The organism is Streptomyces sp. NPDC050147 (assembly GCF_040660195.1).
In the GTDB taxonomy this organism is placed as follows: domain Bacteria; phylum Actinomycetota; class Actinomycetes; order Streptomycetales; family Streptomycetaceae; genus Streptomyces.
This window is the reverse complement of record NZ_JBFALJ010000028.1, coordinates 93,757-119,032: the sequence shown is the minus strand read 5'-3', so window position 1 is coordinate 119,032 and position 25,276 is coordinate 93,757. Positions and strand designations below refer to the sequence as shown.

Below are 25,276 nucleotides of genomic sequence, written 5' to 3'. Positions count from 1 at the left end.
TGTACGGCTTCAGGCGTCAGGGTGGAGAGGGCTCGGCCCTCTCCACCCTGACGCCTGACGTGGATGGCTTTATGTGGCAGAAGTCAGATACGACCATGCGTCAGCCGAGTCAGCGGTCCGCCCTGGATCTTCGCTGTCCGGCGCCCGGCGGTGAAGGAAAGACCGGCCACACTGACCAGACCTGCGGCAGCACCCGCGGCTATGGCCTTGCGGTTCTTCACCAGGGCCCAGCCGGCGACTGCCGTCGAAGAGACCTTCCCGGTCGCCGACGCCACCGTCTTGCCGCCGCTCTCGATACCCGCGGCCGCCGCCTGCTTCGCGCGCTGTGTCGCGAGACCGAGCGAACGCGCACCGCTCCCGGCGGCTTCGGCCGCCTCCTCGGCGCTGCCCTTCGCCTTGTCGGCGGCCTCAGACGATTCCTGCTTGGCCTTCTGTGCAGTGGTGTTCACCTTGCGCGCCCCTGTACTCGCAGTGGACCGCTCCTTGGCGGCTGCTGTCTTCGTGTCGGGTCGAGTGTTTCCGGCGCTGCCATTAGGTTTTCTTCTCTCGTCAGCCATGCAGTCCGTGTTGCCACTCAACGCCCCATGAAACTCGCGGCGTTCGACTACCGGTCTTGACGGCTGCGTGGCCTCTACTTGCTTTCGCCTGGCTGCTCGGCCGGGCGGGAGCGTCGGTGGGCTGCGACTCGTTCGCGGGTCGCGCATCGGCGGGAGCAGTAGCGGCGTTCCGGGCCGCTGCCCTGGGCGATGAAGACGTTCTGGCAGCTGGGTGATGCGCAGACCCTGCCGGGCGGGCGTTGGCGGTCCCAGACGAGGACGGTCAGGGCCATGCAGGACGAGGCGAGGAGCCACTGGTCCCAGGGCGCGTCGTCGTCGTGGTCGAGGTGCGGATGCCAGGGAGCGCTGCGGTCGTGCGAGGTCAGGCGGAGCGCTGTGGTGTGGTCCCGCAGGAGACGGTTGAGCGTCGCCGCGGCACCGTCGACGTGCTCGGCGGCGAAGACTTGTCGCAGTTGGGCAGCGGCTGTTTGCATCGCGGCGACCTCGCGGGGGGTGAGGTCGATGGGGCCGGTCTCACCGTAGGCGCGCAGCACATCGGCGACCTCGGCCGGTTCAGGGCAGTCGCCGGCGAGGACGTTGATCAGGGCGGCGGTCCGCCGAGCCGTGGCCAGCACGGAGTGCCGGGTGGGCCAGTCATCGCTCTGTGAGAACACGTACCGAATGTAACGCATCTTGCGGGGTTTTCAGTTACCTACGTAACGTCTCGACGATGAGAAAGCGTTACTCGCTCCGCCTCTATCTCGCTGGAGCAGCGGTAGTTCGCGCGGGGGACGAGATGTCAGGTCCGGCGTTGCTGCTGGCAGGCTTCGCCCTGACCGGTTCGACCGTCGAGGCGTCGTCGCTGCTCGCGGGCATGACGATCTCCGCGGCGGTCGGAGGGCCGGTGCTCGGGGCGCTCCTCGACAGAGTTGGACGGCCGGGGCACCTGCTGGCCGGAGCCTTGGCCATGTACGCGGCGGGGCTGGGGGTGATTCTCGTCGGACTCGGCCGGCTGCCGTTCCCTGTCGTCATCCTGATCGCCGTGGTGACAGGACTGCTGGGACCGGCACTGTCGGGCGGATGGACGGCCCAACTGCCGCGCGTGGTGCGTGGCGACCACCTGCCCCGGGCGAGCTCGCTCGATGCCATGACGTTCGGCGCGGCGAGTCTGGCCGGTCCGGCTCTCGCCGGCGGTGTGGCGGAAGCGCTGGGAGCTTCGTCGGCCGTGGTCGTCTCCGTGGTGCTCATCGCCTTGGCGTTGCCTGCCGCGTGGCTGCTGCCGGCCCCTCCCAGCCGGGCGCGGACCGCTCGGACGTCCTCGTTGATCACCGACCTCGCGGCCGGAATGCGGGTCATCGTCAAGCGGCCGCCGTTGGCCCGAGCGACCCTCAGCTCCGTCGTCTCCTGTGTCGCCCAGGGGATGCTGACGGCGTGTGTCCCGCTCCTGGGCGAGCGCGTCCTGGGCGGAGCCGGCCGCGGCGCGGTCCTGCTCTCCTGCGTGGCTGTCTCCGCCTTGGTGGCCAACGCCGCACTCGTCCGGTTTCCGCGTTCAGTCGCCCCCGACACGATCATCTGGGTCGGCGCCTTGATCCAGGCTGTCGCGTTGACCTTGGCGATCACGGCGTCACCCGTGGTGCTCATCGTGGCCGTACTCATCGCGGGAATCGGTGAAGGCCCGCAACTGGCCGCCTTGTTCACCATTCGTCACCGGGAAGCCCCAGAACACCTGCGAGGCCAGGTCTTCACCACCGGCGCCAGCCTGAAGACAACCGGATTCGCCCTGGGGGCGGCGGCTGCCGGTCCCGTCGTGACCTGGTCCCTGCCAGGCGCCATGGCACTCGCAGCGAGCGTGGCGGTCCTCGCCGCGTTGGCCTTCTTCACCGTTCCGTCGGCGACCACCGACGCGTCTGAGAACGCACGCGGACCGCGCTGTTAAGGCGGGTCGCAGGCCGCACCTGGGCGTGTACCGGAAGTCGATCTTGAGCGTGAGGTGATCCTGCCTTGTGGCGCGTGGAGATCTGACGGGTGCGCAGTGGGCCAGGAGATCAACGTCGACTCCACCGTCTGCCGAGCTCACCAGCGCGCGGCAGGGGCACGGAAAAGGGGGCTTGCAGAAGAAACCGCCCGGCGGCATCACGGTCGAGCCAGGCGACCGCGGGCTCGGACGCTCGCGCGGTGGCCTGACCACCACACTTCACCTGGCCGACGAGCAGGGCCAGAAGCCCATGTCCATCGTGGTCGCTGCGGGGCAGCGGCATGACTCCCCGCGATTCGAGCCAGCCCTGAACAAGGTCCGTCCGCGTGCCCCGTCTGAGGTTGGGCCGACCGCGCACCCGGCCCCATCGGGTGTGTGACGACAAGGCGCAGCCATCAACGAGTGGCTATGGCGGGCCACTCATCCAGCATCGAGGCGCGTCTCGTAGCGGCTGACCCAGGTCACTGGGCCGTCGTCGTGACGCTGACCTGGGGCGCCGCCCACTGACACGTCACCACGGTGGACGAAGCCTCGCGCCTCGTAGTAGGAACGCAGTCGGCCGTTGGACTTCACGCAGTCCAGGCGCAGAGCGTCAACTCCGCGCCGCCGCGCACCGCCGGCGGCCCAGTCGAGGATGACGGCACCCATGCCCGACGCCCAGCGGCGAACCGCCATCCGGTGGATGTATCCCGCAGTGCCACCCGCATCCACCCACAGCGGGTCTGACCAGTCGACGGTGACAGTCCCCGCCACCTTGCCCCCGACTTCCACCAGCCACGTCTCGCCTCGAGAGATTGCCTCCTCCACCCATGCGCGCTCGAAGCGCGAAGGCCACTGGTCGATCCCCCGCGCCTCAAGCCAGCCCGCAGCTTCATCGAGCACGCTCAGCACGTCATCCATACGCTCGGCATCAGCACGGAGAAAGACCACATCAGCATTCCCACCAACAGTCATGGCACAGATGATCGCAGCCGTTCATGCCACCCCGACAGCCACTTCCGATACACGCCCTAAAGTGTGCCGGCGCGCAGGCCGGCGTCCGGCTACGTGGGGTGGCTCCACGTGGGTGTCCAGATGCCGCTGTTGGGGCGGCCGGGATACGCGGCGGTGAAATGGCGACACAGGGCGGCCAGCGAGGGATGAGGGTTGTGGGCACGCCAGAGCAGCGAGTGCGGATAGACCGGGGTCGGGTCCTTGAGAGGGATGCGGCGCAGGGTGTAGCCGGACGGCCAGACCAAGGGCGTCTGTTCGCTGACGAAGGTGGCCAGCGTCGTGGAGCCGGAGATGGTGTCGAGCAGGGCTTCGATGCCGAAGTCCGGTCCCACTGAGTCGATGATGATGCCGAAGGCGGCGGCGAGTTCGGCGTAGTAGGCGGCCCACTCGGTGCCGGGGAGATTGCCGGGCATCCAGATGCGCCGTCCGGCGAGCTGGGCCGTAGAGAGCGCGAGGGCGTTCGCGAACTCGTGCCGCGGGCCGGTGAACAGGTGCAGTGGCTCGTCGAAGACTGGAGTCGCCTCCACGCCTTGGGACAGCTGCTGGCCCGGCATGGTCACGGCACGGAACGTCGCGTCGATCGTCCCGTCCCGGACAGCGGCGATGGCCGCGTCGGAGTCGAACATCGTCACGACATCCAGCTCGATCTCCGGGTGGGCGCGATGAAAGCCGCGCAGCAACCCCGCCAGCGAGAGCTGGCGCCCGATCACATCGACCCGCAGAGCCCGATGGCCTGGCCGGACGGACGCGACAGCGCGCTCAGCGGAGTCGAGGAAGGAGCGGGCATGAGGCAAGAACGCCTGCCCGTCGATGGTCAGCCGCGCGCCGCGGGCATCACGGGTGAAGAGCTGGACGCCGAGCTCCTTCTCCAGCGCGGCGACGCGCTTGGAGACGGCCTGCGGCGTGATCCGCAGATCGGCGGCAGCTTCTTGAAACTGTCCCGTATCCACAACGGCAACGAAGGTGCGCACGGCCATGACGTCCATGCGGCTCATCTTATGCGGACAACCAAAGGTTGATCATTCCCCCCGCGTTCGTTGTTTGATCCCGGCATCCCCCGACGGCTTTGATTACTTCGGCCAACCATTGGTTGAGCATCTGTCGCCCATCGTGAGGAACTTTCATGCCAGATCCGAACCGTACGTACGTCCGCACTCCGGAGTTCGAGCGGGTGGCCGAGCGGATCGAGCACGTGACCACGCTCACCTCGCGCCTCAACGTCCTGCCCTTCGACGACAAAGCCGCCCGCGCGGCCCTGCTGTCCGAGATCGTCGGCAAGCAGCTCCCCGACTCCGTCACCGTCTATCCGCCCTTCTACACCGACCACGGGCTCGGCATCGACTTCGGGGAGCGCGTCTTCGTCAACCAGGGCTGCACCTTCCTGGACCAGGGCGGCATCCACCTGGGCGAGGGCGTCCTGATCGGTCCGAAGACCAACCTCATCTCCTCCGACCACCCCGTCATGGCGTCGGAGCGCATCGACTTCTACACGCGGGCGCCCATCAGGATCGAAGCCAACGCATGGCTCGGCGCGGCCGTAACAGTTCTCCCTGGTGTCACGATCGGACGCGGTGCCGTGGTCGGCGCCGGAGCCGTCGTCACGAAGGACGTTCCCCCGAACGCCCTGGTGACCGGACCGGCCGCGTACGCCCGTAAGCAGTGGCACGACGAACCCGAAGGCCAGCAGCGCTCGTAGGTCTCGATTCGCGAATGAGGGAATGCGGGAATGAGGGAATGAGGGAAAGGGGGAGCGGGGGAGTGGCGGGCTTGCCGACTGGCCAGGGAAGGGATCAAGCTCTTTATAGGCATATTTGTTGGTTAAGTCCTGGTGTGGGGGTACTCGGTACGACCAGTGCTCGCAGGTCCGCTGGAACCGATCGGCAGGGAGAAACGATGGTGACCCACGACGACCAAGCGACGCGGCCCGTCCTGGTGGGCGTAGAGCAAGGGGACAACCAGGACGCGGTCGTGCGTTACGCCGCGCGGCACGCGTCGGCGCACGGCCGTCCGCTGCACCTCCTGCACGCCGCCGAGAAGCCACCTCCGACGGACGCCGAGCAGCGAACCAGCCCGGTGGAACGATCGGTCCCGGCGGTTCTGGCGCCGATGGCGCAGCTCGTCGAGTCGGAGTTCCCCGACGTCGCGGTGACGGCCGAAGTGGTGGCCGGACGGCCGGCGGCCACGCTGGTGGAGCGTTCCGCGGGGGTGCCCTGGCTGGTGATCGGGCACCGCGGCAGCGGTGGGTTCGCCCGCCTGCCCCTGGGCTCGGTGAGCTGGCAGGTGGCCACTCACGCTCGATGTCCCGTGGTCGTCGTCCGCCCGTCGGCAGGCGCCGTCAGGGGTCTCCCGGTCGTGGTGGGGGTGGACGTGCGTGACGTGTCGGGCGAGGCCTTGGATCTCGCCTACGCCGAGGCTGCCCTGAGGGGAGTGGACCTTCGGATGGTGCATGGCGCGTTCCACGCGAGCCAGATGCCCGCCGGGCCCGGCATGGTGGCGCCCGATTTCGCGGCTCTCGACGAGAGGGCGCGCCAGGTGCTGGCGGCGGAGGCCGCCAAGCGCGCAAGCCGGTATCCAGAAGTCAAGGTCGAGCTTCACGTGGAACGCGTCCGGCCCGCGACGGTCCTGGCGGAAGCATCACAAAGGGCCTGCTTGCTGGTGGTCGGTTCGCACGGACGTACGGGCGTGCGACGGCTCATGCTCGGGTCGATCAGTGGTGAGGCATTGCACACCGCCGCTTGTCCGGTGGCTGTAGTGCCCTCGATCCCCTCCCGAGATGAGTGACCGGCGAGAGCGGCCCGGCGAGCTGTTCGACGCCGCGGAAACCGCCGTTTCACCGGTCAGTTCCCACAACGAGTGGGACCCGCTGGAGGAGATCATCGTCGGACGGCTGGAGGGCGCGACGATCCCTTCCAGTCATCCGGTCGTGGCCTGCAACATCCCGCCGTGGGCGGCGCGACTGCAGGGGCTTGCCAGCGGTTTCGAGTATCCGAGCCTGCTGATCGAGCCGGCGCAGCAGGAGCTTGATCAGTTCGTGGCTCTCCTGGAGTCCCTCGGCGTCACGGTCAGGCGCCCGGACGAGGTCGTGCACAAGCAACGTTTCGGCACCCCCGAATGGTCGTCGCGCGGATTTTGCAACACCTGTCCGCGCGACAGCATGCTCGTGATCGGTGACGAGATCATCGAAACCCCGATGGCCTGGCCGTGCCGGTATTTCGAGACGCACTCGTACCGCACGGTCCTCAAGGAATACTTCCGGCGCGGCGCACGCTGGACGGCGGCGCCCAGGCCGCAGCTCACCGACGAACTCTTCGAGGCTGATTTCAGCATCCCTGAGGGCGATGAGCCCATGCGCTACATCCTCACCGAATTCGAGCCGGTCTTCGACGCGGCGGACTTCGTGCGCGCGGGACGCGACTTGTTCGTGACGCGGAGCAATGTCACCAACCAGATGGGCATCGAATGGCTGCGCCGTCATCTCGGAAGCGGATATCGCATTCACGAGATCGAGAGCCGCTGCCGTACCCCGATGCACATCGACACGACGTTCCTCTTGCTCGCGCCAGGAAAGGTGTTGATCAACCCCGAGTACATCGACGTCGACCGCCTGCCCGACGTTCTGAGCTCGTGGGAGATCCTGGTCGCCCCGGAGCCCAACCCCCTCGACGAGCGCTTGCTCAAGATGACGTCGATGTGCGGCAAGTGGCTCAACATGAACGTGCTCATGATCGACGAAAAGCGGGTGATCGCGGAGCGACACCACACCGACACCTTGCGCGCGTTGGAGAGATGGGGGTTCGAACCGATCCCGTGCGACCTGCTGCACTACGCACCGTTCGGCGGATCGTTCCACTGCGCGACGCTCGACGTCCGGCGCCGCGGCACGCTGGAATCCTACTTCGACTGACTCCGGTCAGGTCTTCTCAGGTGACTTGCGCACTGAGCTGACCGGCGCCTGCTCCGGTACGTACTGGTCGCAACGCGGTTGGTGGCATGGGCCCGCGACCCAGTGGGGGACGTAGACGCCCATGGTCTTGTGCCGTTCCACCACGGTGCCCACCGGCTGTTTGCATGAGCGGCAGACGTGTTGGGTCGACGAGTTCGTCTCTGGCTTCGGCTGCGCTTTCATGACCATAGTTTACGACAATTTTAAGCGGCTTTAGAAGGGAATTGGTTGATTTTTTTGACTTGGCACCGATCAGGTGTCGGGGGGAGGGCGCAGCACGCTGATTGCGACAGAGGTGGCCAGTACGGCGACGATGACGGCGAGGCTGAGAAGCGAAGGGATCTCGGGGATGGCGCTGTTGATCGTCTTATGGGATGCCTGAAGGACGAGCTTGACGCCGATGAAGGCGAGGATGATCGCCAGGCCCACGCTGAGGTAATGGAATCGGTCGAGCAGACCGGCCAGCATGAAATACAGCGCGCGCAGGCCCAGGATGGCGAAGGCATTGCTCGTGTAGACGATGAAAGCGTCATTGCTGACGGCCAGGACGGCGGGAACGCTGTCGACGGCGAAGACGAGGTCGGCGGCTTCGATCGCGGCGACGACGGCCAGCAGCGGGGTGCCCACGCGTCGTCCGGCTTCCCTGACGAAGAAATGAGCCCCGGCGTATTCGTCCCGCACCGGGATGATCTTGCGCAGGAGCCTTACGGCGATGCTCTTGCCGGGGTCAAAACTGTCGTCCTCTTCCTTGAGGATCTTGTAGGTGCTGTAGAAGAGGACGGCCGCGAAGACGAAGAGTACGGCGGTGAAGCGGCTGACCACGGCCACACCGGCGGCGAGGAAGATGCCGCGGAACACCAGGGCGCCCAGGACGCCCAGAAAGAGCACGCGGTGCTGGTAAGCCCGTGGCACCCGGAAGTAGCCGAAGATCAGGGCGAAGACGAAGAGGTTGTCGACCGACAGGCTCTTCTCCAGAAGCCAGGCGGTCGTGTACTCCACACCGGCATCCGTACCGACCACGAGGAAGACGACAGCGCCGAAGGTGATCGCCAGACCCACCCAGACCCCGCTCCAGGCGGCGGCCTCCCGGAAACCGATGACGTGTGCTTCCCGGTGCGCAAGCAGATCGACCGCCAACGACACCAGCACGGTGATGGCGAAGACCAGCCACAACCACATCGGTACTTCGTGCACGATCCGACCCCTCAGACACGGTCGACCGACAGCCTTACTTCGAGTCTGCGGGATGCGGCCGCGGTTGTCCTTGGGGGCGCTTGCCGCTCCGGACGCGACGACCGCCAAGCGACGTGATCTCTTACTCGGGGGAGGGGCCCCGCCGACTGCCGTCGTGCCGCTGGCCGCTCACCATTCGGTACATCAGGTAGGTCAGGCTCACGATGACGTCTGTGGCCATCCAGAATGCGAGGATGAGACCGACGCCGATGGTGGTTCCGAGGGTGCCGGCGTTCTCGCACGCTTCCAGGCTGTCCCCTGTCAGGCCCTCGCACGAATCGGGGGTCCCGCCGGCAGAGGTGATGCCCGCGATGATCCAGACCAGGAACATGATCTGCAGGGCCAGGAAGCACCAGAAGAAGACGCGGCCGTGCTTCCTCGGAGGAGGGGGAGGCCGCCGATGCTCGTGAGGGACTCCGTGCGGCCGCTCCTGGCCGTCTCCCGGCCTGGGCATGCCCTCGGCGCGCTGCCCCCACCCCTGGGGCGGCTGTGCCGATGAGTGCCGGGCACGGCTGTTCTTGCTCATGGCCCGTTCCTTCCGGAAGGCGCTCCCTTCTATTGTGCGCTTGTGAAATGGTCTTCACCATCACAGCTCCGAACGAGGCTGGGCCCTCTTACGCGCCGACGCTCACTCGCCGGCCTGTTGGTCAGGCGCCAAGTCGAGGAATTCCCAGTGTGCTCGGGGCTGCGCGCCGCTGAGCCACTTCCCGCAGTTCTGCAGAACCGTGGGGCTCGAGGTGATGTGCTGGGTGCCTGTGCCGAGATCACGCAGGAACCGGTCGATCGGCCCGCGTCGGATCGCCGCCGTCCCAGCCCATCGGTGCACCGTCTGGCCCACGTCCTGCACGGTCCATGTCGTGTGGTTGAGCGCCAGCCTGAGCAGCGTGTCCTGCTCGGTGCTCGGCACCTCGCCCGCTTCCAGGGTGACTTCGACGCCTCGCCATACCTCCATCGCCCATGCCCGCGCCGAACGAAGCCTGGCTTCGGCCGTCGCGTACTCCGCGTGGAACTGAGCGGTACCGACCGCGGCGTTACGTGTGCCGGACTTGGCCGCGGCGACCAACTTCAGCTCATCGAGCAGGCGCCGCCCGACGCCGAGGGCCCAGCCGGTGTGCCCGATCGCGGACATGTTGACCAAGCCGAGGCGGTAGATAGCGCCGCCGTTGGCCGGGTCCGTCGTCGTGGCGAGGTACGTGTGCGTCGCGGGGACATGCACATCGGCGCAGTGATAGTCGATGCTGTGCGTCGCACGCAGCCCCAGCACATCCCAATTGTCGACGAGTTCGACCTGTGACTTCGGCATCGCAAGCACCCGCAGCTCACCGGTGCCCTCGACCTGGATCGCACTGTGGATATGGGTGGCGTGCGCCATTCCCGAGGCGAACTGCCAACTGCCGCTCACCAGATAGCCACCGCCCACCGGAACGGCCCGGCCCGGCCGAGTGCCATGCCCTGCCAACAACGCGTGGTCTCCGCCCGCGACGTCCGGAAACAGGTCGGCTGCCGCGACCGCGTCGAGGTAGGCCGCGGTGGTACCGGTCATCAACTGCAGGGCCATCATCGTCCAGCCGGCAGAGGCATCGTGGTAGCTGACCCGCTCGACTGTCTCCATCAGTTGGCGCGGGGAGAACTCGTAGCCACCGAGGTCCAGTGGCAGCGCGGCCCTCACGACCCCGGTGCCGAGCAACTCCCGCGCGGTGTCGTCGGTGAGTCTGCCGAGCTCCTCGGCCGCGTCCGCGCCCGCCTCAAGAGCCTTGCCGAGTACGTCGATTCGCTCGAGCATCGTGGGAAATTCCGGGCTGACGTGCAGTCCGGCCGAGACCGCCATGGGTGGTCACTCCTCACAACTAGTGCTGCCTGGGCGGCAGATGACAGGGAACGGCAGAAGAGCGGGGGTCGGCGGCGGCACACGTGCCTGCCCCTGAGTACCAGCGATCACGCTCCGTCCACAACCTCTCCCAATGCACCGGGCGCTGGGCGTGACGCGAGACGCGTGACCGCAGGCGTCAGGAGCGGGTAGCAGTTGCGCAGTCGGTGCCCGTGGCCGGCGTGCCGTTGCTCGTGTCGATCGGTTTGCTGCGGTCGTACGGGTCGACCTGGTGGGCCTTGTCGGTGGGCTGCTCGTCCGCTGTGCCGAAGGGCGGCGTGAAGTAACCGGTGGGGTCGGAGCAGCCGCCGTTGGTCATGTCGAGCGTGTACGACACGAGGGACATCGTGCCCGGTTCGGTGATGACCTTGGCGGGGTCGTCCCAGCTCATCACCGTCTCGCGACGCACGATCGTTCGGACGACCTCGGCGTCCCGCTCGCCGTCGCGCGCCGGGGTGACCGGATAGACGAAGGTGACGTCCGCTGTCACCTCGAGCGCCCCCCGTTTCCCCTCCCGGTAGGTGAGGCGACCGCGCGTCTTGACCACGTCACCGGCCAACCGGGCCTGCTCGGGCCGGAAGCGGCTGAACAGGAGCAGCGGGTCGGTCTCGGAAGTGGGCGTCTTCGACGACAGGGCGGTACGGAGATACTCCTGCACGTCCTTCTGGTGCGGGTTCAGCAGCGCGATCGCCTTCGTGGGCCGTTCGCCGCGAAGCACGCGGGGATCGAGCCCCGCGGCCACCAGGAAGCGTCGGCTCTGCCGCAACGCCGTCTCGACCTGGGCGGCGTCCATCCAGCCGGTCGCCTTGGCCGGTGGCACCGTGATTCCTGCCGCTCCGTCGGCCCAGCGGCTCGCGGGCGAACCGCGGAACGGTTCGGCAGGGGTGGGGCGCAGACCGGGCTCGGCCCCGGGAGCCGTGCGCGGCTTCTGTGACTCGGCGGCCAACGGCGCCTTGTCCTGCCCGTCGTCGTTGCCACCGAACCAGCCGATGACCTGGTGCGGGAACAGGCCCCCGACGAGCAGGGCCACGGCCGCGGCCAGCCCCGCCACGTACCAGCCGGTCCTGCGCCGGGGCCGGGCCGGTGAGTACGTACGCCAGCCCTCCGGCGGCTGACCCGAGCGCTCTCGCAGCCGCCGCTCCACTCCACGGGCGCGCGCCGACGGCTCTACGGGGGCCCCGGCCGAACCGCCCACCGATTCACGAAGGAACCGCTCCCACTCCTCATCAGACACGGACGACCCGTCCTGCCCCCCAGCCCCGCTCACACCGCACTCCCATGCTGCTCGATTGGTCGATTGCTCGGTTCCTCGATGCCCCCGTGGTTCAATCGCTCGACCGTCTGATCAGTCATGGGTGCGCCGGTACATCGAACCGTCCGCATAATCGCATGAGTTGGCCGGCGCCCCGCCTACTGACCTCCCTCCTCGGCATCATTGACTGTGCGGATCGACGCTCGGGGACTGCGGTGCGTCGTCCAACTGCAACCGTTCGGCTTCGCTCAGCTCGAGTCCGGCTGCCTTGGCGGAGTCCCGGATGGACGCCGGGCGGCTGGCGCCCGGTACGGGGATCATCGCCGGGGAGCGGGTCAGCAGCCAGGCCAGGGCGACCCGTTGTGGGCTGACGCCGTGCCTGACCGCGATGCGGTGGAAGGCCGTGTGAACAGCAGCGGTCGGTCTGCCGGGGCCGTCGAGGGAGCTTCGGGAGATGCCGCCCAGAGGGCTCCAGGGCAGGAAGGCCAGGCCCAGCTGAGTACTCAGCCGCAACTCGGGCTCGCTGACGCGGACGGCCGGCGAGTACTGGTTCTGTACGGAGACGAGGCCCTCGCCCAAAATGGCGTGCGCCTCGCGGATTTGTTCCGTGGTGACGTTGGAGATCCCGGCGGATCGGATGGTGCCCGCGTCGAGCAGTTCGCGCAGCGCGCCCACGGAATCCGCCCAGGGCACGGCCGGGTCGGGCTTGTGCAGCTGGTAGAGGCCGATGGCCTCCACGCCCAGCCGTTTGAGGGACGCTTCGGCGGCGCGCTTGAGGTGGGAGGGGGCGGCGGCGACGGTCCAGCTGCCGTCGCCGGGGCGTCCCCGGCCGCCCTTGGTGGCGACGAGCAGGTGGGAGGTGTCGCCGCCAGAACGGGCCAGGGCGCGGGCGATGAGGAGTTCGTTGTGTCCGGCTTCGCCGGCGTGCCAGTGGTAACTGTCGGCGGTGTCGATGAGCGTGACCCCGGCGTCCAGGGCCGCGTGGATGGTGGCGATCGCCCGCTGCTCGTCCGGGCGGTGCTCGATGGACAGCGGCATGGCGCCCAGGCCGACGGCGCTCACGGAGGTGTCCCCGATGAAGCGGTAACGCATGGTGTCTGCTCCTCAGGTGGTGTGTGCGGCGCGTGCGGTCGACGTAGCCGAGGCCGTGTATGCGTCGAGGGCTTCGGTGACGACGCCGGGGAGCCAGTGGGCGGTGTGGGAAAAACAGAAGCCCAGTTCCTTGGCGCGGGTATTGCTCATGGCGTAGTGGCGGTCGAAGGAGAACGGTGAGGCCGACTCGCCCACACTGACGCTGCGGTAAAGGGCCTGGGTGCCGGCCTGTGAGGCGATCACAGCACTGAGCGCGCGGGCATCGAGCGGCCCGTCGGAGCACGCGTTGAGCGGGCCGGTGAAGTCTGTCGCCGTGGCTGCCCACACCAGCAGGTCGGCCAGCTCCCGGTAATGGATGAAGACCGTGGGCAGGGCCTGGTCGTGCACGGTGATCGGAGTGCCCTTCGTGATGTGCTCGATGTAGTGCGCCAGTCGGCCGGTGAACTCCTGGGGACCACCGCCCAGGACATGGGCGCTGCGCACAGCGGCGGAATGGAACCCGTGATGCTGCGCGAAGACGGCCTCTGCCTGCCGCTTCCCCTCGGCGTAGTGCGCTTCCAGATACGCCGCGTCGTGCCAGGGCAAATCCATCTGCACCCGCCACGTGTCCGGATCAACCGCCTGTTCATGCACGGGTGTTCCGGTCGGGGCGATGGGCAGCGCGGCGGTCGCCGGATCGTAGACCTCGATGGTGGAGGTCATGACGTAGCGCTGAGTGCGGCCGCCGAAGGCATGGGCGGCGATTGCGGCCTGAACCGGCGTGTAGCAGACCTGGTCCACGACCACGTCGAAGCTGCGGGCGCCCAGTGCGGCGATCAGGGCGGCCTCGTCATCGCGGTCGGCGACGAGGTGCTCGACCCCTGCCGGCGCCGGGGTGGAGCCGCGGTTGACGACGGTGACCTGGTGGCCTGTCGCCTGTAGGCGCTGCACCAGGAGCTTGCCGAAGTATCGGCTTCCGCCGACCACGCAGATTCTTTGCATGCGCCTCATCCTGACCACCTAAAGTCGCCAGTAGAAGTGCCTGCTTACTGGATACGTATTAAGGAATACTGTTGATCGATGTGCAGCGGCTCCGGGTCCTGCGGACCGTGGCCGAACACGGCAGCTTCAACCAGGCGGCGGCAGCTCTCCACCTCACCCCCTCCGCCGTCTCCCAGCATGTCGCCGCACTCGAGCGCAGTCTGGGCGCCCAGGTCGTTGCGCGCAGCACCCGCGGAGTCACCCTCACTCCGGCCGGCCGGATCATGGTGGGGGCTGCCGAGTCGGTCGCCGCGGAACTCGTACACGCCAAGCAGCAAGTCGACCGACTCGGCAGCGGTCGCGGCCAGATCACCATTGCGACCTTCACCAGCGGAGGCAGGCTCCTGCTGCCCGGCGCGCTCGCCTCTCTGGCCGCCGCCCATCCCGACACCGTGGTCCACGTCAGGGAAGCCGAGCCCGAAGACAGCCTGCCACTGGTGCGTCAGGGCGCCGTGGACGTCGCCCTCGCCTATCACTTCGACGGCCCGCTGCCCGGTCGGCTCGGCCCGAGCTCCAGCCTGGCGTGGACGGCGCTCATGAAGGATCCTCTGCATGTCGTCCTGCCCGACGCTCATCGGCTGGCCGACCGTGCGTCACTTGACATCGCTGAACTGGCCGACGACCCCTGGGTACTTGGCTGCCTCAAGACCGAGGCGTACCTACGTCGCTACGCCGAGCGTGCCGGCTTCGACCCGGAGGTGCGCAGCACGACGACCGACTATTTCTTCGCCCGCTCGCTCGTCGCCGCAGGCGTGGGAATCTCACTGATCCCCTCCATCGCCCTGGCCCCGCAGATCGCAGGGGTACGCACTGTCCCTGTCGCACCGCCGACACCGACTCGGCACATCGGCGTGGCCACCATCCTCCGACGCAACAACCCGCAGGTCATGACGGTGATACAGGCTCTCCAGGAGCAAATAGAAACGCTGGAGGAAAGCTGACAGCGGCCCCGCAAGGGTTGTCGATGGCCGTGGTTGCCGGTTGGCACAACGGGTGAGCGCCCTCAGCTGTGGCGGTTCGAGCGTGTGCTCAACTCGTGGTTGCACGCTGGGCGTGCAGGCTCTCGCGGATGCGCTCTTCGGCTTCGGCGCGGGTGGGGCCCCAGGCGACGGTGCCGGTCGTCTGCTCGAGGGCCATCACGCCGTCGGTGTCGCTGTCGACGTCGTCGGCAAGATAGATGATCTGGGTGTTCATGGGCTGTCCTGGTTGGCTCGGGGCCGTCCCGAGATGGTCTGGACGGTGATGAAGGGGGCTTTGACTGCCAACGCCGGAACCGCACGGCTGGTCACGACGGCGCGGACAGAAAGGCCCTTTCAGCGGTGGTCGGCCGGGGTCTTCCCGAACGAGCGGCCCTTGACGACCGGACTGTAGGTTTTGGCCATGACTGGTGACTGGCGGACGGACCGGATCGGGACCGCGCTGCGGGGCGAGAACCCCACCGTATTGCGACGGTTGTCGTCGGGCTTCGCCGTGATCGGTGATGTTCAGTTCCTGCCGGGCTACTCGGTTCTTCTCGTGGATGAGCCGAAAGTGCAGCGGTTGTCGGACCTGCCGAGGGCGAAGCGGTCGTCGTTCTTGTCTGACATGGACCAGCTCGGTGAAGCGGTCGAGCGTGCCTGTCGGCGGCTGGATCCGGCTTTCCGGCGGGTCAACCTGGAGATTCTGGGGAACAGGGACCCGTTCTTGCATGCGCATGTCTGGCCGCGGTTCGAGTGGGAGCAGGCCGATGTGGCGTGTGCTCCGGTGTGGCTCTATCCGCGTGAACGGTGGAGTGACGAACAGTTCAGGCTCGGTCCGCAGCATGACGTGCTGCGAGATGCGATCAGCAGTGAACTGGCCCGGCTGGGCTCGGCGGGCCCGGTGATCGGTGACGGTCAGCCGAAGGTCATGGGAGGCATCAGGCAACGTCCGCTTCGGGCGGTCTGCGACGATGGATCCATGGACGAGGAAGTCATTCCCATTCTTTGCGTCGAGGACGCTGCGGCGGCAGTCGCGTGGTACGAGCGACTGGGCTTCGCCAAGCAGTGGGAACACCGATTTGAACCGGGACTTCCCGCGTTCGTCGAGGTTGCCCGGGGCGGGGTGCGGTTGTTCTTGTCGGAGCACAAGGGTGACGCCCGCCCCGACACGTTGGTCTACCTCCGCGTTCGGGATGTCGAGGCCATCGCCTCCGAGTTCGGTGTGCAGGCGAGGGATGTTCCGTGGGCGCGTGAGATTGAGCTGCGCGACCCCGACGGCAATCGGCTTCGGATCGGCACGCCGACGGAGTGACGCTCGCCGGCAGTGTCCGGCAGGGAAGCCGCTGATCTCTCTCAGTAGTACACCGCCCGCTGATCTTCGGCCTCAACTCGCGCGCCCACGCGCTTGGTTGTGGTGAGTCATGGGTGGGAGTCGTGAAGAGTTCGTACATCATTCTGGGGATTCGGTCACGGGAGCGAAAAGATCGGGGAGCTCACTCGGCGCTTCCGAACACGTCGGGCGCCGACCACGCGATGGGAGACCGATCAACGATGTTCACTCTGGTACGGAGCAGAGTGCGGACCGCCGCACTCGCGCTCTCGGCCGTCGCGGCCCTCGCTTTCGGCGCGACCGCCACGACCGGCGCGGCAGCGGCCCCCGCTCCCGCTCCCGCGAAACAGGGACCGACCTCGGTGGCGTATGTCGAGGTGAACAACAACAGCATGCGCAACGTCGGCAAGTACACGCTCGCCAACGGCGGCGGCAACGCCTTCGACGTCGCCGTGATCTTCGCGGCGAACATCAACTACGACCCGGGCAAGAAGGCGGCGTATCTGCACTTCAACGAGAACGTGCAGCGCGTCCTCGACAACGCCGCCACGGAGATACGGCCGTTGCAGCAGAAGGGCATCAAGGTCGTCCTCTCGGTGCTCGGCAACCACCAGGGCGCTGGTTTCGCCAACTTCCCGTCCCAGCGGGCGGCTTCGGCGTTCGCGAAACAACTCTCGGACACCGTGACCAAGTACGGCCTCGACGGCATCGACTTCGACGACGAGTACGCCGAGTACGGGAACAACGGCACCGGCCAGCCCAACGCCGGCTCGTTCGTGCACCTGGTGACGGCACTGCGCGCGAACATGCCGAACAAGATCATCAGTCTCTACAACATCGGTCCGGCCGCCTCGCGCCTGTCCTACGGTGGCGTCGACATCTCCTCCAAGTTCGACTACGCCTGGAACCCGTACTACGGCACCTGGCAGGTCCCCGGCATCGCACTGCCCAAGTCGAAACTCTCGCCGGCGGCCGTCGAGATCGGCCGGACTTCGCAGAGCACGTCCGCCAACCTCGCCCGCCGCACCGTAAACGAGGGGTACGGCGTCTATCTGACGTACAACCTCGACGGCACCGACCGCAGTGCCGAAGTCTCCGCGTTCACCAGGGAGTTGTACGGCAGTGACGCCGTCTACACGCCGTAGGGCGACCGCACGCCTCGGCGCAAGGTGCCCCTTCGGAGTGTGCCGCATCCCGTAGGGATGTGATTCGCCGACCCGTGCAGGCCGCGCCCTCGACAACGATGTCGGGGGCGCGGTCGCGGCTCAGAGGCAGGGGCAGCGGCGGCTGCTTATGGCGAAGTCCTTCTTTCATCGGCCCTGAGCCCGCGGAGTGTCCAAAGTCCGTACAGAGCCAGCAGCGGTTTGGCGACCACCCACTCGCCGGGGCGGTAGTCAGCCGCGCGCACGAGCTTCTCCGCCAGATCTGGGCGCTGCCGCCGTACGTACGCGCGGGCCTTGAGCGCGTGAGCCGGCTGGGACGTGATCTTGATGCGATCGACGTCCTCGAGCAAGGGGATTACGTTCGCGATGTTCTCCCATGTCGACGCACTTTGGTCTTCGAGGAGCACGGGGCCGTCGAACTCCCACACCGACTTGGCGTAGTCAGCCATCAGTTGGGCTTCCGAAGCGCAACCGCCGACCGCGCCACCGCTGAAGATCACGCGTGTGTCTCGCGCGTTGTCAGCAGCAACGGAGCGGGCCCCAGCACGGACTCGCCAGCGATTGACGAAGTTCGCCGTCGGTTGGGGGTTCCGGTAGCCCAACACCACCACGGCTTCGGATGTGCCTCCGCTGCTGCCCACGAGGGTTCGAGACCAGCGCCAGTTCAACCACTCGCCCCAGGCCAGGACCGCAGCCCCGGCTATCGCCAGTCCTGTCCTTCGTCGCATGCGGCGACTCTAGGGCACCGCGGAATCGAGCAGCGAAGGCACCAACCGCGCTACGGACGTGTGTGGCTGCTCAGCGGCTTGCCGTACTTGTGAGCCGTGGATAGGTACGGGAGGCCGAGCGTGCGGGGCGAGAAGGCCGCCGAGCCGTTGGCCTGGCCTTCGGGGAAGAGCCATACGGCGCCCAGGGACGAGTTCTCGCCCGGGGAGCCGACCGCGACGTCCGGTACGTCGCCGGCGTCGTGGTCGCCCGCGGCGATCGCCGCGCCGAAGGTGTCACCCGACTCGGCGACGCCCGGGACACCGGATGTGTCCTGGTTCCAGGCGACGGACGTAGCAGCGCCGCCTGCGTCGAGCAGGCCCCGAGCACCGCCGCGCAGCAGCCAGGCGGCGCCCGCCCCCGTTCTGCTTCCGATGGCCTCACCGGGAGCGCCTGCGATCAGGTCGTCGCGGCCGTCGCGGTCGACGTCGGCGACGGCGAGGGCGGCGCCGAAGCGGTCGCCGACCTCGGCCGCCCCCGGCACACCTGCGGTGTCCTGGTTGAGGGTCTGGGCGCGGCTGCCGAACGGGCCGCCCGTGGCGCTTGCGTAGTGGACGTGGACGCCACCGCCCTTGGCGAGTTCTTCGGGACCGCACGGGTCGTCGATGTTCTCGTCGGCGATCTCACGGCATTCGCCGAGCGCCAGGTCGTCGTGGCCGTCGCCGTCGAAGTCGCCGGCGGCCAGGGCGGTGACCCCGGCGTTGTCCGTGTTCCAGAAGTTGGCCATCTCGGACCGGTCGGCGTCCCACTTCCACAGGCGCACGTGGGAACGCGTGTCGGGGGCGCCCGCGGTCCAGTACGCCACGGCCAGGTCCGCCGTGCCGTCACTGTCGAAATCGCCGGTGGCCAGGACGGGGGCACGGCCGCCCATGGGGGCGGCGACGACTGTGGTGACCATGCTGTCCTCGCCCTGGATGACACGGGCGACGACCTTGTCCGTGCCGCCGATCACGATGGCTTTGTTGCCACCGCCGGTCAGGTCGGCCGCCACGACCGATGTGCCGTACGCGGCCGACGGCGACGGCCCGGTCAGGACCGTCGACGCCGGCCCCGGCCCGTTCTTCGAGCCGCCTACGGCGATGACCATGCCCGCGTCCGTGCCGCGGTCGGTGACGTCCTCACCCGGCACACCGGCGAGCAGTTCCGCGATGCCGTCGCCGTTGAGGTCCGTCAGGGCCACGGACGCGCCGAAGCGATCGCCCGCCTCAGGGGTGCCGGGGACCTCGGGGGTGGCCTGGGTGACGCGGATGCTTCCGTGGCCGCCGACGCCCTTCGGGCCGCCCCAGACGACGTTCACGTATCCGGCCTTGGCCTGGTCGGCCACGGTCCCGTCCGGGACGCCGACGGCGAGGTCCGCGTATCCGTCGCCGTTGAAGTCGCTCGTGGTGGTACGGGGTGCGGCTGCGGCGGCGGGCGGGAGCGCGAACCCGGCGGTGGCCGCAGCGGCGGCCGCGATGGCGTACGTCAAAATGCGGCGGCTGTGCGGCACGGTGGCTCCCACTCGGTCGACGGGGTGCGGGTCTGTCTGGTGTGACCGGCGAAGGGTGGCTCTGGTTGTACGGAGTGCGTCCCACCGATGAACTCCGTACCACCAGCCGCGCCCTTCGCCGGTGTCAGGTTCATGCAGAAGCAGCCAAGGACCGTGGGCCGCGAGGCTCAGGCACCAGACGACGGTGAGCCGGCCGTTGTTGCCGATCTCGGTGCCGAGGATCAGGCCGCGCAGGGTTTCGATGGCGGGGGTGAAGGGTCGTCCAGAGCTCGTTGAAACGGCCGCCCTGGGATCAGCTACGGCCTGACCTGCCCCGGGTTGCACCGCAGGCGCCCCCTGCGCGGGCCGGGAGCGCCTGTCGGTGTGTTCAGATGCCGCAGCTCGACGCCGACCAGAAGCGGCTTGCGCGGTGATCGAGGTGGGTGTGGTCGCTGTGGCCCGGGTAGCCGGGGCCGAGGATTCCGTTGAAGCCGTGGTTGCGGGCCTGCTGGGCGAGACGGCACAGCGAGTGGGGGCCCGCGCCGAGGTCGGCCGCGTCGCCGTACAGGTGGCGGCTGCCGGCTGCCCCGCCGACCGCGTCGTTGCAGGCATGTGAGCGGAAGCCGCTGGTCACGCGTATGGGTTGGTCTCCGAGCGCGTGCCGCAATGCCTCAAGTTTCCACATGGTGCGCAACGCGTTCGACTTCGCGGTGCTTGCGCTCACAGCGCCTCCCGCCCAGGTGGAGTTGCAGGTGTTGAGTTCGGCGTAGGTGAAGTGGAGCGGTGTGCAGTCGTCTTTCTGGAGGGCGTAGATCTTGCTGAATGTCGCCGGCCCCGCGACGCCGTCGGCGGCCAGTCCGTAAGCCGCCTGGAACCGTTTGACCGCGGCGGTCGTCGCGGGCCCGTAGGCGCCGTCGATCGCGAGCGCGCCGCCACTGCCGGCGTGACCCGCTACCCGGATCTGCAACTGCGATACGTCGGCGCCCGAGGCCCCTTGGGACAAGGTGCGCGACCATGTGTAGCAGCCGTCGGCCTGAGCGGTTCCGGCGGCGGCCACGACACCGCCCACGCTGGCAGCAAAGAGCATGACAAGTGACAGGACGAGTCGTACGGTGCGTCTGGCCATCAGAGCACTCCATGTGTGGCGGGGGATGGGGGGTGCGCACATGCACTCCGAGCGTGGCGGGATGGGCGGCGCACGTCAACGGGACGTGAATGACCGTCATTTGTCGGCCCAATGGCGGAGCCGCCGGTCCTGTGAGGCGCACCCTCCGGCTGGGGCGTCAGGGAGCGCGTTGCGTAATGCCTGGCTGCTGTGGCCCCTGGGACGGAACTCGTGCTCAAGCAGGTCGTGTTCACCGGGCGGCTGCCTTCGCACAACCCTTCGTATGCCTCGTGAGTCACATTGCCGGAAGTGAAGTCCTTCCCCCAAGGTCTTCCCCTGACTTCTTCTTGATTTGGCCCTTCGATCACCGGAGTTGCACTGTGCGTGTACGTACCCTGTCCGCCACCGCTGCCGTAGTGGCACTCACCGCCGCCGGACTGACCCTGCCGCTCGCCGGGAGCGCCGCGGCCGCCACGACTGCGCGGTTCGACTTCAACGGCGACGGATACGGGGACATCGCGGTCGGCATGCCCGACGCCACGGTGGACGGCAAGGCCAAGGCCGGCTACGTCAGCGTGATCTATGGCGGCCCGCAGAGCCCGAGCCAGTCCACCGGCGTCATCGGTCAGGCCGAGGCCGGCATACCCGGCACGCCCGAGGCGGGCGACCGCTTCGGGTCATCCGTGGCACCCGTGGACGTGAACGGCGACGGCGTCTTCGAGCTCGTCGTCGGCGCGAGCGGCGAGACGCTCAACTCCGAGCAGCACGGCAGCGAGGGCACCATCACCGTCCTGGACGGCTCGGGGTTCAACGTCAAGGGCACCACCGTGGCCAGGGGCACGTCCGAGTTCAGCGGCATCGGCAGCACCATCGCCACGGGCGACTACGACGGCGACGGCGACACCGACCTCGCGTACGGCGAGAGCAGCGAGGAGCGCGGGTCGCTCCGGTTCCGCCCTGGCCCGCTCACCGCCGACCCGGTGACCACCACCACTCTGCGCAGCTACGGCATGGGCGGCAGCACGAGCGACCTGGCCACCGGTGACTTCGACGGCGACGGCCGGGACGACCTCGCCACCACCTGGAAGGCCATGGAGGACTCCGGCACCTTCATCACGCGCTGGGACGACCAGGCCGAGCCCGCCCAGTGGTGGGCCGACGCCGACCGTGGCAGCGCGCTCGCCACCGCCGACTTCGACCGGGACGGAACGGACGACCTCGCGGTCGGCCTCGTACAGCCCAACCCCGAGTCGGAGACCACGCATTGCGAGGACCGCCTCGGCGGTGCGGTAGTCCTGCTCAAGGGATCGAAGACCGCGGACTTCGGCACCGAGAACGAGTGCATCACACAGTCCAACCCGGATGTCGGCGGCGCCGCCGAGGAGGGCGACGACTTCGGCGCCGCGCTGGCCGCCGGTGACCTGAACGGCGACAGCCGTCCGGAACTGGTCGTCGGTGTGCCCGGCGAGGACGTGGGCACCGTGAAGGACGCGGGCGGATACGTCACCATGAACGGCACGGAGCACGGCCTCCACGGCGGCCTGGCCCGCAGCCAGAGCACCCCGAACATGCCCGGCACGGCCGAGGCCGGCGACCGCTTCGGCGCCCAGGCGGCCGTCGGCGACTACAACCGCGAGGGTCTGTGGGACACCGCGGTGAGCGCGCCCGGGGAGAACGCCGGTGAGCCCAGGTCGGGTGGTGTCTGGTTCGCGCCGAGCAGCACCGAGGAGACGTACCCGCTGGGCAAGTCGCTGACCCCGTTCGGCTTCGCGCTGCCTCACGGGGCCATCAAGTACGGCGAAGTGCTGGGACTTTAGGCATCCGCCTGTCCTCCGGCATGTGAACTCACTGTCCAGCATCGTGATGTGGAGCACCTGTGCGCAGTAGGAGACTTTCCGCCGCCCTGCTCGGCGCCGCCACCGTCCTCGCGTCGGCGGGGCTCGCCCCTACGGCGGGCGCGGCGCCGGCGGCCGTCCAGGGGCCCGACTTCAACGGTGACGGGTACGCGGACTCGGTGGTCGGCGTGGCTCGAGGGGACATCGACGGTGAGAAGTCCGCGGGCTATCTGCACGTGCTCTACGGCGGATCGAGCGGGGCGGGCACCTCCACCACCTCTGTCAGCCAGGACAGCCCTGGCGTCCCCGGTACCAGCGAGAAGAACGACCAGTTCGGCAGTACCGTCGCAACGGCCGACGTGGACGGCGACGGCTTCACCGACGTCGTCGTCGGGGCGCCGGGCGAGGACGTCGGCAGCGACCCGGCGGCCACGGGCCACGGCTCGGTGGTCGTTCTGTACGGCTCGTCCAGTGGCCGCTTCGAGCGCGGCAGGACGATCGCGCAGGGCCCGGCGGGCGCCGGCGCCGGGGCCTCGCTCGCCGTGGGTGACTTCACCCAGGACGGCGCGGTGGACGTGGCGGTGGGCCTGCCCCACGGGGAGTTCGGCGAGGTCACCCTGCGGCCGGGCCCGCTCACCGAGGACAAGCCGCTGACGCATCTGCTCCACACCGGCTTCGGTGGCACCTCGGGCAGGCTGGCGGCCGGGGACTTCGACGGGAACGGCAAGACCGACCTGGCGATCTCCGCGTACTCCAACGACTACTCGCGCACCGCCCTGTGGCGCTGGAACGGCTCGGCCCTGCAGGAGTACTGGAAGTCCCCGGCCACCGGCTACGACATAGCCACGGGCGACTTCGACGGCGACAGCGTGGACGACCTGGCGCTCGGGCACTGCCTGATCACGGCCGAGGCCGACCGGCCCACCGGAGCCTGCGGCCCTGACGAACTGGCCAAGGGTGGCAAGGTCCGGGTGTTCTACGGAGGTGGGGGCGCCGAGGGCTTCGGCACCCGCAACCACACTGTCAGTCAGGACACCCCGGGCGTCGCGGGCACGGCGGAGGACGCGGACAACTTCGGCATCAAGCTGGCCGCGGGGGACCTCAACGGGGACGGCCGGGACGACCTGGTGGCGGGTGTGCCCGCCGAGGCCATCGGGACGTCGGACCGTGCCGGTTCGGCGACCGTGCTGACCTCGGGACCGGACGGTCTGCTCGACGCCTCGGGCACCGCCAGGTCGGCGGCCTGGCACCAGGACTCCGCCGGGGTGCCGGGGGCGCCGGAGGTCAACGACGAGTTCGGCTCGGCGCTGGCCCTCGGGGACTACGACGGTGACGGGGACGGCGATGTCACGGTCGGCGCCTACAACGAGAACAGCGCGGAGTACGACCAGAACCTCAGCACGGGCGGCGTCTGGACCCTGCCGAACGGCGCCGGGGCGGGCTCCAAGGCGCTGACGCCGCGGCTGTTCGGGCTGCAGGGTGCGCTGTACTACGGGCGGGTGCTCGGGCGCTGAAACAGCGGTGACGTGACCCGGCACGCTGTCCATGCGGGGTCACGGAACGCCCCGAACCGGCTGACCTTGGCCGGGCCCGCCTCGACGGCCCGCCGCCTTTCGGGCGGCGGGCCGCCCCATGCACGGACGTCATCCCGGATGCACACACCTCCGAGTCTTTGCTGCAGGCCGCGGATCAAGCGGCCGTGCCGGGAACAGTTGGCGCGACCGGCGCTGTTGCATCGACGAGGCACCGGTAACCCGCGGCAGGGAAAGGGCGACCACAAGGTCGCCCTCCCCACCAGGGACTGGGCCCCAGGATCGCGGTACGCCAGCCGCGCCCTGAGACCAAGACATAGTTCTGCAGGAGGACTGTTCCATGACTGACCGGCCTTTGACGCTCATGGCAGTACACGCCCACCCCGACGACGAGGCCACCGGAACCGGAGGGGTCCTCGCGCAATATGCGGCGGAAGGCATCCGCACGGTTCTCGTGACGTGTACCGACGGCGGGTGCGGTGACGGGCCGGGGGGCGTCAAGCCGGGCGATCCCGGGCATGATCCGGCGGCCGTCGCCCTGATGCGCCGTCAAGAACTTCAGGAGAGCTGTGAAGTCCTGAAGATCAGTGATCTGGAGACGCTGGACTACGCCGACTCCGGGATGATGGGCTGGCCGAGCAATGATGCCCCGGAGTCCTTCTGGCAGACCCCCGTGGAGGAGGGCGCCGCCCGGCTCGCGGAACTCATGCGGCACTACCGCCCCGATGTGGTCGTCACCTACGACGAGAACGGCTTCTACGGCCACCCCGACCACATCCAGGCCCACCGCATCACGATGGCGGCGCTGGAGATGACCGCGCTGACACCGAAGGTGTACTGGACGACGATGCCCCGCTCGATGATGCAGCGGTTCGGGGAGATCATGCGCGAGTTCCACGAGGACATGCCGGAGCCGGACCCTGCCGAGGCTGCCGCGCTGGCCGAGATCGGCCTGCCTGACGACGAGATCACCACGTGGGTGGACACCACCGCCTTCAGCGGCCAGAAGTACGACGCGCTGGCCGCGCACGCCAGTCAGGGCGAGAACATCTTCTTCCTCAAGATGGGCAAGGAGAGGTTCGGCGAGTTGATGGGCATGGAGACCTTCGTACGCGTCAAGGACGCCACCGGCGCGGCCGTACCCGAGAAGGATCTCTTCGCCGGACTGCGCTGATCCGCCCGGAGGGGTGCTCGGCAGGGGACGCCCT

At 68.4% G+C, this 25,276-nt stretch carries 24 protein-coding genes and 1 pseudogene; 11 read left to right on the top strand and 14 right to left on the bottom strand.

Translation table 11 applies throughout. The features are described from left to right. Nucleotides 1–83: 83 nt before the first annotated feature. Nucleotides 84–449, bottom strand: a complete 366-nt coding sequence (locus tag AB0I94_RS34005; protein WP_363313588.1) for a hypothetical protein — start codon at nt 447–449, stop codon at nt 84–86. 182 nt (nt 450–631) lie between these two features. Further along, the gene (locus AB0I94_RS34000; protein ID WP_363313587.1) at nt 632–1,228 is read right to left on the bottom strand and encodes a CGNR zinc finger domain-containing protein; all 597 of its coding nucleotides are present in this window, start codon (nt 1,226–1,228) and stop codon (nt 632–634) included. Between the two features lie 38 nt (nt 1,229–1,266). On the opposite strand from AB0I94_RS34000, the gene AB0I94_RS33995 reads away from it, so the two are divergent. After that, nucleotides 1,267–2,472 (top strand): MFS transporter, encoded by a 1,206-nt coding sequence (locus tag AB0I94_RS33995; protein ID WP_363313586.1) that lies wholly within the window; start codon nt 1,267–1,269, stop codon nt 2,470–2,472. A 459-nt stretch (nt 2,473–2,931) separates the two neighbouring features. On the opposite strand, the gene AB0I94_RS33990 is transcribed toward AB0I94_RS33995, so the two are convergent. Both AB0I94_RS33990 and AB0I94_RS33985 read right to left on the bottom strand, forming a co-directional pair. Next, a complete protein-coding gene (locus AB0I94_RS33990) occupies nt 2,932–3,465 on the bottom strand; it encodes a GNAT family N-acetyltransferase (protein WP_363313585.1) in 534 nt (177 codons plus the stop codon). Between the two features lie 89 nt (nt 3,466–3,554). After that, nucleotides 3,555–4,490 (bottom strand): LysR family transcriptional regulator, encoded by a 936-nt coding sequence (locus tag AB0I94_RS33985; RefSeq protein WP_363313584.1) that lies wholly within the window; start codon nt 4,488–4,490, stop codon nt 3,555–3,557. Between the two features lie 137 nt (nt 4,491–4,627). Between AB0I94_RS33985 and AB0I94_RS33980 the strand changes: the two genes are divergently transcribed. The 3 genes from AB0I94_RS33980 (at nt 4,628) to AB0I94_RS33970 (ending at nt 7,408) form a co-directional block, all read left to right on the top strand. Next, entirely contained in the window at nt 4,628–5,200 is a 573-nt protein-coding gene (locus tag AB0I94_RS33980; protein WP_363313583.1) for a DapH/DapD/GlmU-related protein, read from the top strand. A 197-nt stretch (nt 5,201–5,397) separates the two neighbouring features. Continuing rightward, nucleotides 5,398–6,285 (top strand): universal stress protein, encoded by an 888-nt coding sequence (locus tag AB0I94_RS33975; protein ID WP_363313582.1) that lies wholly within the window; start codon nt 5,398–5,400, stop codon nt 6,283–6,285. Further along, a complete protein-coding gene (locus AB0I94_RS33970) occupies nt 6,278–7,408 on the top strand; it encodes an amidinotransferase (protein WP_363313581.1) in 1,131 nt (376 codons plus the stop codon). Before AB0I94_RS33975 ends, AB0I94_RS33970 begins: the two co-directional genes overlap by 8 nt. Nucleotides 7,409–7,699: 291 nt before the next feature. Here AB0I94_RS33970 and AB0I94_RS33965 read toward each other — a convergent pair whose 3' ends face one another. The 6 genes from AB0I94_RS33965 to AB0I94_RS33940 form a co-directional block, all read right to left on the bottom strand. Continuing rightward, a complete protein-coding gene (locus AB0I94_RS33965; protein ID WP_363313580.1) occupies nt 7,700–8,641 on the bottom strand; it encodes a TerC family protein in 942 nt (313 codons plus the stop codon). A 121-nt stretch (nt 8,642–8,762) separates the two neighbouring features. After that, nucleotides 8,763–9,206, bottom strand: coding sequence for a hypothetical protein (locus tag AB0I94_RS33960; RefSeq protein ID WP_363313579.1), 444 nt, complete (start codon nt 9,204–9,206; stop codon nt 8,763–8,765). A 102-nt stretch (nt 9,207–9,308) separates the two neighbouring features. Beyond that, on the bottom strand, nt 9,309–10,508 hold the full coding sequence (locus tag AB0I94_RS33955) for an acyl-CoA dehydrogenase (RefSeq protein WP_363313578.1): 1,200 nt from the start codon (nt 10,506–10,508) through the stop codon (nt 9,309–9,311). 178 nt (nt 10,509–10,686) lie between these two features. Next, entirely contained in the window at nt 10,687–11,781 is a 1,095-nt protein-coding gene (locus AB0I94_RS33950) for a hypothetical protein (RefSeq protein ID WP_363313577.1), read from the bottom strand. A gap of 198 nt (nt 11,782–11,979) precedes the next feature. After that, nucleotides 11,980–12,891, bottom strand: a complete 912-nt coding sequence (locus tag AB0I94_RS33945) for an aldo/keto reductase (protein ID WP_363313576.1) — start codon at nt 12,889–12,891, stop codon at nt 11,980–11,982. A 12-nt stretch (nt 12,892–12,903) separates the two neighbouring features. Further along, nucleotides 12,904–13,872 carry an NAD-dependent epimerase/dehydratase family protein gene (locus AB0I94_RS33940; RefSeq protein WP_363313575.1) on the bottom strand — a complete coding sequence of 323 codons (969 nt, stop codon included), beginning with the start codon at nt 13,870–13,872 and terminating at the stop codon, nt 12,904–12,906. A gap of 71 nt (nt 13,873–13,943) precedes the next feature. Here AB0I94_RS33940 and AB0I94_RS33935 point away from each other — a divergent pair, with 71 nt between their 5' ends. Next, nucleotides 13,944–14,852 (top strand): LysR family transcriptional regulator, encoded by a 909-nt coding sequence (locus AB0I94_RS33935; RefSeq protein WP_363313574.1) that lies wholly within the window; start codon nt 13,944–13,946, stop codon nt 14,850–14,852. An 88-nt stretch (nt 14,853–14,940) separates the two neighbouring features. On the opposite strand, the gene AB0I94_RS33930 is transcribed toward AB0I94_RS33935, so the two are convergent. Beyond that, on the bottom strand, nt 14,941–15,105 hold the full coding sequence (locus tag AB0I94_RS33930) for a hypothetical protein (RefSeq protein ID WP_363313573.1): 165 nt from the start codon (nt 15,103–15,105) through the stop codon (nt 14,941–14,943). Between the two features lie 186 nt (nt 15,106–15,291). Between AB0I94_RS33930 and AB0I94_RS33925 the strand changes: the two are divergent. From AB0I94_RS33925 to AB0I94_RS33915, 3 genes and pseudogenes are all read left to right on the top strand, one after another. Beyond that, a pseudogene (locus tag AB0I94_RS33925) lies at nt 15,292–15,762 on the top strand (diadenosine tetraphosphate hydrolase); the annotation flags it as partial. An 87-nt stretch (nt 15,763–15,849) separates the two neighbouring features. Next, on the top strand, nt 15,850–16,182 hold the full coding sequence (locus tag AB0I94_RS33920; protein ID WP_363313603.1) for a glyoxalase superfamily protein: 333 nt from the start codon (nt 15,850–15,852) through the stop codon (nt 16,180–16,182). 239 nt (nt 16,183–16,421) lie between these two features. Continuing rightward, on the top strand, nt 16,422–17,345 hold the full coding sequence (locus tag AB0I94_RS33915) for an endo-beta-N-acetylglucosaminidase H (protein WP_363313572.1): 924 nt from the start codon (nt 16,422–16,424) through the stop codon (nt 17,343–17,345). A gap of 146 nt (nt 17,346–17,491) precedes the next feature. Here the strand turns inward: AB0I94_RS33915 and AB0I94_RS33910 are convergent, their stop codons facing one another. From AB0I94_RS33910 to AB0I94_RS33900, 3 genes are all read right to left on the bottom strand, one after another. Beyond that, nucleotides 17,492–18,091, bottom strand: a complete 600-nt coding sequence (locus AB0I94_RS33910) for a YdcF family protein (RefSeq protein WP_363313571.1) — start codon at nt 18,089–18,091, stop codon at nt 17,492–17,494. Nucleotides 18,092–18,141: 50 nt separating this feature from the next. Continuing rightward, nucleotides 18,142–19,617 carry an FG-GAP repeat protein gene (locus AB0I94_RS33905; protein WP_363313570.1) on the bottom strand — a complete coding sequence of 492 codons (1,476 nt, stop codon included), beginning with the start codon at nt 19,615–19,617 and terminating at the stop codon, nt 18,142–18,144. A gap of 367 nt (nt 19,618–19,984) precedes the next feature. Next, the gene (locus tag AB0I94_RS33900; RefSeq protein WP_363313569.1) at nt 19,985–20,722 is read right to left on the bottom strand and encodes a D-Ala-D-Ala carboxypeptidase family metallohydrolase; all 738 of its coding nucleotides are present in this window, start codon (nt 20,720–20,722) and stop codon (nt 19,985–19,987) included. A gap of 359 nt (nt 20,723–21,081) precedes the next feature. Here AB0I94_RS33900 and AB0I94_RS33895 point away from each other — a divergent pair, with 359 nt between their 5' ends. The 3 genes from AB0I94_RS33895 (at nt 21,082) to AB0I94_RS33885 (ending at nt 25,242) form a co-directional block, all read left to right on the top strand. Beyond that, entirely contained in the window at nt 21,082–22,518 is a 1,437-nt protein-coding gene (locus AB0I94_RS33895; protein ID WP_363313568.1) for an FG-GAP repeat protein, read from the top strand. 59 nt (nt 22,519–22,577) lie between these two features. Further along, entirely contained in the window at nt 22,578–24,050 is a 1,473-nt protein-coding gene (locus AB0I94_RS33890) for an FG-GAP-like repeat-containing protein (RefSeq protein ID WP_363313567.1), read from the top strand. A gap of 358 nt (nt 24,051–24,408) precedes the next feature. Beyond that, entirely contained in the window at nt 24,409–25,242 is an 834-nt protein-coding gene (locus AB0I94_RS33885) for a PIG-L family deacetylase (protein WP_363313566.1), read from the top strand. Nucleotides 25,243–25,276: the final 34 nt, after the last annotated feature.